Annotated in this window: 12 protein-coding genes; 9 read left to right on the forward strand and 3 right to left on the reverse strand. The window is 63.1% G+C overall.

Annotated features, from left to right (window positions below):
- The first annotated feature begins 808 nt into the window (after positions 1-808).
- The 7 genes from ltrA (at position 809) to ACYZGB_RS06150 (ending at position 7,998) form a co-directional block, all read left to right on the forward strand.
- Positions 809-2,503, forward strand: coding sequence for a group II intron reverse transcriptase/maturase (ltrA, locus tag ACYZGB_RS06120; protein WP_462387363.1), 1,695 nt, complete (start codon positions 809-811; stop codon positions 2,501-2,503).
- Between the two features lie 170 nt (positions 2,504-2,673).
- A complete protein-coding gene (locus ACYZGB_RS06125) occupies positions 2,674-4,332 on the forward strand; it encodes a CTP synthase (protein WP_462387364.1) in 1,659 nt (552 codons plus the stop codon).
- Positions 4,333-4,344: 12 nt separating this feature from the next.
- On the forward strand, positions 4,345-5,202 hold the full coding sequence (gene kdsA / locus ACYZGB_RS06130) for a 3-deoxy-8-phosphooctulonate synthase (RefSeq protein WP_462387365.1): 858 nt from the start codon (positions 4,345-4,347) through the stop codon (positions 5,200-5,202).
- Positions 5,203-5,205: 3 nt separating this feature from the next.
- Positions 5,206-5,496, forward strand: coding sequence for a DUF1330 domain-containing protein (locus ACYZGB_RS06135; RefSeq protein WP_056173684.1), 291 nt, complete (start codon positions 5,206-5,208; stop codon positions 5,494-5,496).
- Positions 5,497-5,672: 176 nt separating this feature from the next.
- A complete protein-coding gene (gene eno / locus ACYZGB_RS06140) occupies positions 5,673-6,959 on the forward strand; it encodes a phosphopyruvate hydratase (protein WP_462387366.1) in 1,287 nt (428 codons plus the stop codon).
- Positions 6,960-7,135: 176 nt separating this feature from the next.
- On the forward strand, positions 7,136-7,414 hold the full coding sequence (locus ACYZGB_RS06145; protein ID WP_462387367.1) for a septum formation initiator family protein: 279 nt from the start codon (positions 7,136-7,138) through the stop codon (positions 7,412-7,414).
- 80 nt (positions 7,415-7,494) lie between these two features.
- Positions 7,495-7,998: a hypothetical protein gene (locus ACYZGB_RS06150; protein ID WP_462387369.1), complete on the forward strand. Its 504-nt coding sequence runs from the start codon at positions 7,495-7,497 to the stop codon at positions 7,996-7,998.
- A gap of 4 nt (positions 7,999-8,002) precedes the next feature.
- Here the strand turns inward: ACYZGB_RS06150 and ACYZGB_RS06155 are convergent, their stop codons facing one another.
- From ACYZGB_RS06155 to ACYZGB_RS06165, 3 genes are all read right to left on the reverse strand, one after another.
- Positions 8,003-8,515 carry a CZB domain-containing protein gene (locus tag ACYZGB_RS06155; RefSeq protein ID WP_462387370.1) on the reverse strand — a complete coding sequence of 171 codons (513 nt, stop codon included), beginning with the start codon at positions 8,513-8,515 and terminating at the stop codon, positions 8,003-8,005.
- Positions 8,516-8,741: 226 nt separating this feature from the next.
- Positions 8,742-9,734, reverse strand: a complete 993-nt coding sequence (hslO, locus tag ACYZGB_RS06160) for an Hsp33 family molecular chaperone HslO (protein ID WP_462387371.1) — start codon at positions 9,732-9,734, stop codon at positions 8,742-8,744.
- A 48-nt stretch (positions 9,735-9,782) separates the two neighbouring features.
- Positions 9,783-10,307: a gamma carbonic anhydrase family protein gene (locus ACYZGB_RS06165; protein ID WP_094285743.1), complete on the reverse strand. Its 525-nt coding sequence runs from the start codon at positions 10,305-10,307 to the stop codon at positions 9,783-9,785.
- 115 nt (positions 10,308-10,422) lie between these two features.
- Here ACYZGB_RS06165 and ACYZGB_RS06170 point away from each other — a divergent pair, with 115 nt between their 5' ends.
- Both ACYZGB_RS06170 and ACYZGB_RS06175 read left to right on the forward strand, forming a co-directional pair.
- The gene (locus ACYZGB_RS06170) at positions 10,423-11,226 is read left to right on the forward strand and encodes a ferritin-like domain-containing protein (protein ID WP_462387372.1); all 804 of its coding nucleotides are present in this window, start codon (positions 10,423-10,425) and stop codon (positions 11,224-11,226) included.
- 103 nt (positions 11,227-11,329) lie between these two features.
- Positions 11,330-12,598: an EAL and HDOD domain-containing protein gene (locus tag ACYZGB_RS06175; protein WP_462387373.1), complete on the forward strand. Its 1,269-nt coding sequence runs from the start codon at positions 11,330-11,332 to the stop codon at positions 12,596-12,598.
- The last annotated feature ends 113 nt before the right edge of the window (positions 12,599-12,711 follow it).

Raw genomic sequence — 12,711 nt, forward strand, 5'->3', positions numbered from 1 at the left:
CGCACATTGCCGACGAACCGCCACAAGCGGTTTCGCCGTGGATAAATGGTCGCCTCTTCAGGCGATCAACAAATGTGAGCAGCGCATCTGGACCAACTCAGAGTGCTCCGCTCTGATCTGCCTTGTCGCACATCCCTTATGGGGTGCTGCGTCCTCATATACGACTACGAGTAGCCTACGGTGACGTGCCGGACCAGCAATGGACCGGTGCGAAGCTCACCTGACAACGTATCCCCCGCGCAAGCGGTGGTCTGGATCCGCGAGGAGTCAGGCCAGACACTGCCAGCAGAACGGCGGTAGAGGGGCAAGGCTATTTCCGCATGGGCAACGTAAAGTGAATCATCGTTTGAACCTGGGTAAGGATTGATTGGCCAAAGCTGCTGTTAGGCCAAAACCAAAAGGTACGCTGCCGACACTTCTCGTGGAAATTGAGAGTGCGTCGTCAACACTGCAGCCCCAGGAGAGATGAGTCCTAACCGGATAGAGAGAGGTGGTTCACTCCACCGATCTCGGTAGATCAGGGAACGTGGTAAGCCCCACTATCCGCCTGCACACCCCGGTGTGTGGGCAGGGAAGCCGCAAGGCGACCTGTTGGGTGAGGGGGTATGGGATCTTGGAGAAAGCGAACGGCCGCGTGTAACGCGCGGTATACGGGGTGAAACATCCCCCGACGCGAAAGCGGGCTGACTTCCATATGTGGTGCAACCGTCGCGAGACGACTGCATTTGTTTAATCGAAACCCCGAAGGGACGTTTTTCCCCTTCGGGGGAAAGTGCGTCCCCCGAGGGTTCAACTCGAAGGGGAAAGCATGAGAGAACTCACTGGAGACAGTGAATCTGCGTCCTCACGCGAACCGCAAGACTGGCACGCCATTGACTGGCACCGGGTCGAACGGTTCGTGAGAACGACGCAGCAACGTATAGCGAAGGCTACGCAGAAACAGGATTGGCGCAGGGTGAAAGCCCTTCAACGGTCCTTGAATCACTCGTTTTCCGCCAGGGCTCTGGCGGTGAGACGGGTTACTGAAAACCAAGGCAAGCGAACATCAGGTGTTGATCGCCAGCTTTGGGATTCACCTGCCCTGAAACGGGCGGCGATTGGGAAATTGAAGCAGCAACGGGGATATCGACCCCTGCCGTTACGGCGGGTTTACATCCCAAAATCGAACGGAAAGGAGCGCCCACTGGGCATCCCGACTATGTTTGACCGGGCCATGCAGGCACTCCACCTGCTCGGGCTGGAGCCTGTGGCGGAAACCACGAGTGACCCGAACTCATATGGGTTCAGGAAAAATCGCTCTACGGCGGATGCCATGGGCCAGATATTCGTCTGTACATCCAGAAAGGCCTCGGCCCCATGGGTGCTGGAGGCGGATATTCGGAGCTGTTTCGATCACATCAACCACGATTGGCTGGTTCGTCACGTTCCTATAGACAAGACGATCTTGCGCAAGTGGCTGAAAGCCGGGGTGGTCCACCAGGGCCGCCTTTCGCCAACTGAAGAAGGAACGCCGCAAGGCGGAATCATCTCGCCTACCCTGGCGAACATGTGTCTAAACGGGCTGGAAGCGGGCCTGATCGAGCACCTCTGTGCACGATTCGGCAAGACGAAGGCTGCGAAGCTAAAAGTCTATGTGGTTCGGTACGCCGACGATTTCGTGATCACCGGCAGCTCGAAAGATCTGCTGGAAACCGAGGTCAGGCCGTGGATAGAAACCTTCCTCGCACAACGAGGATTGGAGCTATCGCCGGAGAAGACGAAAGTCACACACATCGACGACGGGTTCGATTTCCTGGGATGGAACTTCCGCAAGTACAAAGGGAAGTTGCTCATAAAACCGAGCAAGAAGAACGTGAAAGCGTTCTACAGCAAAGTCCGGGATATCGTGAAAACGCATGTATCGGTGAAGCAGGAGGATCTCATTGCCAAACTGAACCCAGTCCTTCGTGGCTGGGCGCAGTACCACCAGCCGGTGGTGGCGAAAGAAACCTTCAGTCGGATGGATAGCTTGATCCACTGGCGGCTTGTCCGCTGGGCGAGAAGGCGTCATCCGAATAAGTCCCGACCGTGGTGCAAAAGCCGTTACTGGCAGCGCGCCGCAGAGAGGGATGAGTTCGCTGCAACCGTCAAAACAGCAGAAGGTTCAATCGCGGTAAAACTGTTGAAGCTCGCTGATACAGAGATCGTGAGACACGAAAAGATCAAGGGGGACTACAACCCCTTTGACCCGAAATGGGAGCTATATGGCGAAACGTTGAGGACGAAACGCATGCTCAAAGGCATGTCGTACCAGTACGGAACGTCAATGCTGTTCATCTCACAGAACGGGCGTTGTGCACTCTGCACAGAGCCTTTGGACGCACAGGGCGGCTGGCACGACCATCACATTGTTTACAAGGTGGTGGGCGGGTCGGATGCTCTGTCCAACCGGGTATTGTTGCATCCGGTCTGTCACGTCAGACTGCACGCTCTTGGATTGACGGTAGCGAAACCGGCCCGATAAGGGCTTAGCGTCCATGATCGGAAAAGGGGTTGAGAGTAAAATCCTCGGTTCTTCAACCGAACATGGACATGTTGTGCTTGAGCCGGATGCGGTGAAAGTCGCAAGTCCGGTTCTTAGGGGGGGATGGTTCAGCAATGAACTGTCCCTACCCTCCCACCACCAAAAAAGACATGACCAAATTTGTCTTCGTCACCGGCGGTGTGGTGTCTTCCCTCGGTAAGGGAATCGCCTCAGCCTCCCTTGCCGCGATCCTCGAATCGCGGGGACTCAAAGTCACCCTCATCAAGCTTGACCCCTACATCAACGTAGACCCGGGCACCATGTCGCCGTTCCAGCACGGCGAGGTTTTTGTGACCGATGACGGCGCAGAAACCGACCTGGATCTGGGCCACTACGAGCGTTTCATCGAAACGCGCATGAAGAAAACCAACAACTTCACCACGGGCAAGATTTATCAGTCCGTGCTGGAGAAGGAACGCCGTGGCGACTACCTGGGCAAGACCGTGCAGGTCATCCCCCACGTCACCAACGAAATCCAGGAATTCATCAAGCGCGGCGCCGGCATTGGCACGCCCGATGCCGTGGATGTGGCCATCGTCGAAATCGGCGGCACCGTGGGCGACATCGAATCGCTGCCGTTCCTGGAAGCCGTGCGCCAGATGAGCCTGCGCATGGGGCCCAACAACGCGGCCTTCGTGCACCTGACCTACCTGCCCTGGATCGCAGCAGCGGGCGAGCTCAAGACCAAGCCCACCCAGCACACCGTGCAGAAGCTGCGCGAGATCGGCATCCAGGCTGATGCGCTGCTGTGCCGCGCCGACCGCCGCATCCCTGAAGAAGAACGTGCCAAGATCTCGCTGTTCACCAACGTGCCCGAGTGGGGCGTGATCAGCATGTGGGACGTGGACACCATCTACAAGGTGCCGCGCATGCTGCATGAGCAAGGCTTGGACGGCCTGATCTGCGACAAACTGCGTCTGAACACCCCACCCACCAGCCTCAAGCGCTGGGACGACTTGGTGTACGAAACCGAACACCCCCAGGGCGAAGTCACCATCGCCATGGTCGGCAAGTATGTGGATCTGTCGGACAGCTACAAGTCGGTCAACGAGGCCCTGCGCCACGCCGGCATGCGCAACCATGTGCGTGTGAAGATCGACCACGTCGATTCAGAAACCATCGACAGCGCCGACGCCGCCGCCAAGCTGGCCCAGTACGACGCTATCCTGGTGCCCGGCGGCTTCGGCCAGCGCGGTGTGGAAGGCAAGATCGCCACGGCCCAGTTTGCCCGCGAGCGCAAGGTGCCCTACCTGGGCATCTGCCTGGGCATGCAGGTGGCCACCATCGAATACGCCCGCCATGTGGCAGGCCTGGCCAACGCCAACAGCACCGAGTTCGACCCCACCACGCCCCACCCCGTGATCGCACTGATCACCGAGTGGAAGGATGCGGACGGCACCATCAAGAAGCGCGATGAAAACTCGGACCTCGGCGGCACCATGCGCCTGGGTGCGCAAAGCTCCGATGTGTCCAAGGACACGCTGGCGCACAGCATCTACGGCGATGTGGTGACCGAGCGCCACCGCCACCGCTACGAAGCCAACGTGAACTACCTGGACCAGCTGCGCAAGGCGGGCCTGGTGATCTCGGCCCTGACGCAGCGCGAGCAGCTCACCGAGATCGTGGAGCTGCCGCAAAACGTCCACCCCTGGTTCATCGGCGTGCAGTTCCACCCCGAGTTCAAGTCCACGCCCTGGAACGGCCACCCGCTGTTCAACGCCTTCATCAAGGCCGCCGTGGAGCACCAGCAAGCCGCTAAAAAAGCATAAGGGGACTCAACAATGCAGCTGTGCGGATTCAACGTTGGCCTGGACCAGCGCTTCTTCCTGATCGCGGGCACCTGCTCCATTGAAGGCCTGGAGATGTCGCTCGACGTCGCGGGTCAGCTCAAGGAAGCCTGCGCACCGCTGGGCATTCCGCTGATCTACAAGGGCTCATTCGACAAGGCGAACCGCTCTTCAGGCACCAGCAAGCGTGGCGTGGGCATCGACGCCGGGCTGAAGATCCTCGACGAAGTGCGCCGCCAGCTGCAACTGCCCATCCTGACCGATGTGCACGACACCTCGCACGTGGCCGAGGTGGCCAGCGTGGTCGATGTGCTGCAAACGCCTGCCTTCCTGTGCCGCCAGACGGACTTCATCCGCGCCGTGGCACAAAGCGGCAAGCCGGTGAACATCAAGAAGGGCCAGTTCCTGGCGCCCTGGGACATGAAGAACGTCATCGACAAGGCCCGCGCTGCTGCGGCCGAAGTCGGCCTGTCGGAAGACCGCTTCCTCGCCTGCGAGCGCGGCGTGAGCTTTGGCTACAACAACCTCGTGGCAGACATGACCAGCCTGGCCGAGATGCGCAACTCCGGCGCCCCCGTGGTGTTCGACGTGACTCACTCGGTGCAAAAGCCCGGTGGCCTGGGCGCCGTGAGCGGTGGTGCGCGCGACATGGTGCCAGTGCTGGCCCGCGCGGGCGTGGCTGCGGGTGTGGCAGGCCTGTTCATGGAAACCCACCCCCGCCCCGCCGAGGCCTGGTCAGACGGCCCGAACGCCGTGCCTTTGAAGCACATGAAGGCGTTGCTGGAGACGCTGGTGGCCCTGGACGACGTCACCAAGAAAAGTGGATTCCTCGAAAACAACTTTGGAGCCTGAGACATGAGCAGTGGTTACGTCATCGCATCCGTCACCGTCACCAACCCCACGCAGTACGAGGAGTACCGCAAGTGGAGCACGCTGGCCATGCAGGCCCACGGAGCCGAAGTGTGCGTGCGCGGCGGCAAGGTCGAAGTGCTGGAAGGCGACTGGAACCCCGGCCGCACCGTGATCCTCAAGTTCGCAAGCTTCGACGCTGCGCGCGCGTTTTACGACACGCCCGAATACCAGAAGGCCAAGGCGGCCCGCGAAGGCGCGGCCATCATGCGCATGGTGTGTGTCGAGGGCGTCTGAGTACGCGATGACTCGTTCGCGCTGGTCGGGTTGTACCCGGTTCGTACCTGCAGGCTGGTTCACTATCAAATCAGTAGCATAAAATGACCACAGACGCGCCCAAGCGGCCATTTGGCTTCTAACCCACCAAGCCCGTCCGCCCGTCTGAATGAATTTCAAAAACCTCAAGGAAAATCATGAGTGCCATTGTTGACATCGTAGGCCGCGAAGTGCTGGACAGCCGCGGCAACCCCACCGTCGAATGCGACGTGCTGCTGGAGTCGGGCGTGATGAGCCGCGCCGCCGTGCCATCGGGTGCCTCCACCGGCAGCCGCGAAGCCATTGAAATGCGTGACGGCGACAAGAGCCGTTACCTGGGCAAGGGCGTGCTCAAGGCCGTGGAGCACATCAACACCGAAATCTCCGAAGCCGTGCTGGGCCTGGACGCATCCGAGCAGGCCTTCCTGGACAAGACGCTGATCGACCTCGACGGCACCGAGAACAAGAGCCGCCTGGGGGCCAACGCCATGCTGGCTGTGTCGATGGCCGTGGCCCGTGCCGCCGCCGAAGAATCCGGCCTGCCCCTGTACCGCTACCTGGGCGGCATGGGCAGCGTGCAGTTGCCCGTGCCCATGATGAACGTGATCAATGGCGGCGCGCACGCCAACAACAGCCTGGACCTGCAGGAGTTCATGATCATCCCCGTGGGCGCCCCCACCTTCCGCGAAGCCGTGCGCTGGGGCGCCGAAGTGTTCCACGCGCTCAAGAAGATCATCCACGACAAGGGCATGAGCACCGCCGTGGGCGACGAAGGCGGCTTTGCCCCCAGCGTCGAGAACCACGAAGCGGCCATCCGCCTCATCCTGCAAGCCATTGAAGCCGCAGGCTACACGGCCGGCGAGCAGATCGCCCTGGGCCTGGACTGCGCGGCGAGCGAGTTCTACAAGGACGGCCACTATGTGCTGGAAGGCGAAGGCGGCCTGAAGCTCACCGCCCAGCAGTGGACGGACATGCTGGCCGCCTGGGTGGACAAGTACCCGATCATCAGCATCGAAGACGGCATGCACGAAGGCGACTGGGACGGCTGGAAGCATCTGACCGAACGCCTGGGCGACAAGGTGCAGCTGGTGGGTGACGACCTGTTCGTGACCAACACCAAGATCCTCAAGGAAGGCATCGACAAGCGCATTGCGAACTCGATCCTGATCAAGATCAACCAGATCGGTACGCTGACCGAAACCTTCGCTGCGATCGAGATGGCCAAGCGCGCTGGCTACACCGCCGTGATCTCGCACCGCTCGGGCGAAACCGAAGACAGCACCATTGCCGACATCGCTGTGGGCACGAATGCGGGCCAGATCAAGACCGGTTCGCTGAGCCGCTCGGACCGCATCGCCAAGTACAACCAGCTGCTGCGCATCGAAGAAGACCTGGGCGAAATCGCGCACTACCCCGGCCGCGCCGCGTTCTATAACTTGAAATGAAGCTCCCCCTGAGCCGCTTCGCGTCTTCCCCCTCTCCTGCGGGAGGGGGGCGCACCCGGTGGCCCGGCCAAGCCGGTTCCTCGGGTGCACTGGCGTGCGGCGCGCCCAGGACACAGGCATGGCCCGGTGCTGTCGGCCTGGTGGCGCGGCATCCGGCACTGGACTGAACCGCCGCCATGGTCTCCCGCATCGTCCCCGTCATCCTGCTGGCCTTGCTGGGGGCGCTGCACGCCCAGCTCTGGCTGGGGCGGGGCAGTGTGCCGCGCGTCAACGAGATGCAGCGGCAGATCGATGCCCAGAAGGCGGCCAATGACCAAGCCCGCCAGATCAATGCCCGCCTGACCTCCGAGGTGCACGACCTCAAGGAAGGGCTGGACATGGTGGAAGAAAAAGCACGCAGCGAGCTGGGCATGGTCCGGCCCAACGAGGTCTACGTGCAGTTCACGCCCCGCTAAGCGGCTGAACCGCCCGTTGCCCTGTGCGGCCCTGGCCGCTACGCCCTCTCCCGCGCTCCGTGCTCCCGCTCCCTGATCCCTTGCCCTCAATTGCCTTGCTGGGCGCTCCACACACGGGCGCCGAGGCACTGGCCCGGGCACTGCGGGCGCACATCCCCCCCGAATCGGCGCAGATTGTGGTGGCACCAGCCCTGCTGGCAGCCCCGCCACAGACACAATCCACGCCTGCCCTCCCCGCCGCCACACTGACCTTGCTCATGGGCCTGGACCTGCCCTGCCCTGCCGAAGAGCGCGCCTCCCAGGAAGCCCTCGACGCGCAGCTGCGCGTGGCGCTGCAGGGAGCGGGTGTGACATACCGGGTGATCTACGGGCAGGGCGACACGCGCGTAGCGAATACACTGAATGCTATTAAATCAATAGCAATAAACACTTACCCAACAGGCGGTAACGAGGTATTTAACCTTGAAAGCGGGATGCACAACCAGCGGCTGCGCGCCTGGAACTGCGAAAAATGCAGCGACCCCGTCTGCGAACACCGCCTTTTCACCTCCCTGGTGGACAAACGGCAGACGGGCCTGGACTGAACCTTCACCGGGCGTTGATCCCGTCCTCTGCCAATGACCGCACCAGCCCACGCTGCAGTTCCTTCATCAGCAGCACCACCTGGCTGGAGCCATAGCGGTAACCGCCGTTGAGCACCTGCACCGCGCGGTCCCATTCGCCTTGCTGGGCCAGCTCGACCAGGATAGCGGCCTGCTCATGGAAGTACTGGTAGCGCGCCACCAGCAACGGAAACGCCGGTTGGTCGCCCAGCACCTCGCCCCCCACGCCATGCAGCCAGCGGCCCAGCACGCTGTGGTCCACACGGCGAATCAGGGCCGGGTCCAGCCCGACGGTGGTGCGGCCCTCCAAGTAGTCCATCAGGCGGGCTTTCCAGCGTTCATGGGCGTTGATGGCGGCGTCGATGTCCAGGGTGGCCAGCAGGCTGTCGCCACGGCGCGAGTCGAGAACGGCGGTGCTGTCGAACAGCACCTGGGCGGGTGCAGCTGCAACAGCCGGATCGGCACGGCGGACTCCCAGAACGCGACGCAGTAACTCCATGACACCCTCGGAACAGGTTTTCTCAGATCCATCAGCGGCGATATGCCGCTGCCACGGCGCACGCGGCGCCCCAGCCCCGCGCTGCGGCCGAGCCGGAAGCCGCGCGATGGCCCATGAATCTTAGGCGGGGATGGAGAAATCGAATGTCAACGATGGTCAGCCGTGCAGGGGCCCTGCAGGCGACCAATGCACCCTTGCAGAAGGCTGCTCGACCGGCCCCCGGGGCCTACTGGATGCCCGTGGGCCCCGGCGGCTGGCTGGCGGAGGGCGAGACAAAAATCTGCGCTGCATCCACGGCATCAAACCGGTACTGCTGGCCGCAGAACTCGCAGCCCACCTCAATGTCATCTCGCTCGGCGAGGATGCTTTCGGCCTCTTCGGCGCCCAGGTTGCGCAGCATGTTGCTCACGCGCTCGCGGCTGCAGGTACAGGCAAAACGCGGGCCGCTGGCGCCCTGCTGCGGCTCGAAGCGCAGCAGCTTTTCTTCCCAGAACAAGCGGCGCAGGATGGTGTCCACATCCAGCGTCAGCAGCTCTTCGCGCGTGAGGCTGGAGGCCAGGTGCGCAATGCGGTTGTAGTCCTCGTTGTGGCCGATCTGGTCTTCGTTCTCGCGGTGCGTGAGACCCGCAGCCAGGTTGCCCTCGCCCTTGATGGGCATGCGCTGGATCAAGAGGCCCGCCGCCACCTGGTCGTTGGCGCCCAGCACCAGGATGGTGTCGAGCTGCTCGGACTGCAGCATGTAGTGCTGCAGCACGTCCGACAGGCGTTCCAGCTTTTCATGGTGGTCGCCGTGCAGCGGCACCACGCCCTGGTAGGGCTGCTGGCCGGGGTGGCGGTCCTTGGGGTCGAGCGTGATGGCGCAGCGGCCGCCACCGCCCACATTGAGCATCTGGCTCAGCTTCGCGTCCGATGGCACTTCACCATTCACGGTGGCCGTGGCACGCAGGCTCAGGTCGGATTGCACTTCGGTCACGGCCAGCTTCACGGGGCCGTCGCCAAACACCTGCAGCACCAGCGCACCGTTGAACTTGATGTTGGACTGCATGAGCACACCGGCCGCCGCCATCTCGCCCAGCAGCTCGCTCACCGGCGCGGGGTAGGCGCCCGTGCTGGTGTTGCTGGCGCGGCGGCGCAGGATTTCGGTCCAGGCATCGGTCAGGCGCACGATCATGCCGCGCACGGGCAGGCCATCAAAAAGAAACTTGTGGAGTTCAGACACGCAGGGGTTCCAGGAAAAGTAAGGTGGCAGGCAACGGCGATGCCGCGCTCAGCCGATCTTGCGCAGGCCGCGTTGGAAGCGGCGCGCGTTGTCGATGTAGTGTTGGGCGCTTTGGCGCAGGCCTTCGATCTGCTCGGGCGTGAGTTCGCGCACGGCCTTGGCAGGGCTGCCAATGATCATGGAGCCATCGGGGAACTCCTTGCCCTCGGTCACCAGCGCACCCGCGCCCACCAGGCAGTTTTTACCGATCTTGGCGCCGTTGAGCACCACGGCGCCGATACCGATCAACGACTCGTCGCCAATGGTGCAGCCATGCAGCATGACCTGGTGGCCCACTGTCACGCGTTCTCCCACCACCAGGGGCTTGCCGATATCGGCGTGCAGCACGCTCGCATCCTGGATGTTGGAGCCCGCGCCGATGGTGATGCTCTCGGTGTCGCCCCGGATCACCGTGCCAAACCACACGCTGGCGTCTTCGCCCAGCACCACGTTGCCCATCACCTGCGCGCTGTCGGCCACCCAGGCCGATGCGGGCACCTGGGGCGCCACGCCATCGAGTTCATAAATCGCCATGCAAAAGTCTCCGTGGGGGCAGGCATCGGGGGCCTGCGTTTTGGAATGGGGAACGCGCCAACCGGTGGCACTCCGCAGCTGCGGGCACCGTTGGCAACGGCCTAGAATTGTAAGGATGGAGCTTCGCCAACGTGCACTGCAGGTCTTGTGCCTCGCAGACCCTGAACAAAAAGCGGCCGCTGCGCTGGACCTGTATGCCCAAGCAGCTACGCTTTCAATAGCAGAAAACACCCCCACTCCGCCCGAGGGCGCCACGGATCTGCCCGGCCGCCCCGCGCGGCCGGAACTGCGGCGCCACACGGACGTGGCCCGGCGCTCCCCCGCCACGCCCGAAGGCCGCGCCATCCTGATCCACGCGATTGCCCACATCGAGTTCAACGCCATCAACCTGGCACTGGATGCCGTCTGGCGCTTTGGCGGCATGCCACGCGAGTACTACCTCGACTGGATGCTGGTCGCGGCCGAAGAGGCGCAGCATTTCCGCCTGCTGCGTGACCACCTGCGCAGCCAGGGGCATGACTACGGCGATTTCCCGGCCCACCAGGGCCTGTGGACCATGTGCGAGAAAACCAGCCACGACATCCTGGCCCGCATGGCCCTGGTGCCGCGCACGCTGGAGGCCCGGGGGCTGGACGCCACGCCCCAGATCCAGGCCAAGCTGCGCCAGGTGGGCACGCCCGATGCGCTCGCCGCCGTGGCCATTCTGGACACCATCCTGCGCGACGAGGTCGGCCATGTGGCCATCGGCAACCACTGGTACCGCTGGCTGTGCGAACGTGCGGGGCACGACCCCGAAACCCACTACGGCACCCTGGTCGCACAATACGAGGCTCCGCGCCTGAAGCCCCCGTTCAATGAAACCGCCCGCCGCAAGGCCGGTTTTACCGACAACGAACTGCGCTGGCTGCAGCAGCTCTGATCTTCTAGTTAAAGCCGACCTGGCACGGGCTTCTAAAATTCGCTGTGCAGGCCGCCACAGGCCACCGCTGACACCGGCCCCCTCTTTCTTCCATACTCCCACCATGACTTCACCCACCACACCCGGGCTCTCCCTCACGCCCCCGCCCCCCGGCAACCAGTCTTCGGTCGCCATGATTGCGCGGCAGGCCATCGTGAACGCGCAGCAGGTGGTGGTGGGCTACGAGCTGTTCAACCGATCGCGCAGCGGCGCGGCGCACACGGCGGCCACCGACGTGATCCTGGTCTTCACGGCGCTCTCGCATGCGGGCACCGAAGAGCTGGTGGGCAAGAAGCTCATCTTTGTGAACTGCACGCACGAAAGCCTCTCGGGTGGCCATCTGGAGCTGATGGACCCCGACAAGGTGGTGCTGGAGATCCCGCCCCTGGGCCATGCCGCTGCCGAAGAAGTCGCCACCCGCATGCCCATCCTGGCCGGGCTGCGCAACAGGGGCTTTCACCTGGCGTTCAACCACACGGTGCTGCAGTCGGCCTATGCGCCCTGGCTGCCGCTGGCCGACTACATCAAGCTGGACCTGTCCGTGCTGGCCCCGGACCAGCTGTCGGTGCTCATCAGCTACGCGGGGCGCAATTCCCAGGCTGAGCTGATCGCCGAAAAGGTCGAGACCGCCCAGCAGTACGACATGGTGTCGAGCCAGGGCGTGCAGATGTTCCAGGGTTACTGGTTTGCGCGCCCCTCGCTGGTCGAGGCCAAGCTGCTCGCCCCCTCGCAGGCCAGCATCATCGAACTCATCAACCAGGTGCGCAAACAGGCGAGCACCGACGACATCGAGGAAACCCTCAAGAAGGACGCGGGCCTGGCTTTCAACCTCATGCGCCTGATCAACTCGGCGGGCTTTGGCCTGTCGCGCGAGGTCACCTCCTTCCGCCAGGCGGTGATGCTCATGGGCCTGAAAAAGCTGTTCCGCTGGGCGGCGCTGCTGCTCACGGCCTCGCGCGCCGGGGGCACGCCCTCGTCCGTGGGCCAGACAGCTGTGGTGCGGGGCCGACTCATGGAGCTGCTGGCGCTGGAGACCCTGCCCGCCGAAGAAGCCGACCAGGCCTTTGTGGTGGGCATCTTCTCGCTGCTCGATGTGATGCTGTCCATGCCCATGGAATCAGCCCTGGGCCTGCTGAACGTGCCCGAGCCTGTGGCGGCGGCCCTGCTGCGCCGCGAAGGCTTCCTGGGCGACCTGCTCACCCTGGCCGAGGCTTGCGAGTCGAGCGACGATGCCGTCTTCGACCGCACGGCCGGGCTGCTGCACCTGACCAGCCAGCAAATCAACTTTGCCCACCTGCAGGCACTGGCCTGGGCAGACCATCTGGGAGACTGAGTCCCCAGAGGCTGTAGTTCAGACCTGAAGCCCCTGCTGCCAACCATTGGTTCGCGGCAAGGCCACGGGGGTCTAGAATCGCCAGGAATTCGCCTTTCATTACAGCAGACCCC

Source organism: Acidovorax sp. Q11, assembly GCF_054950075.1.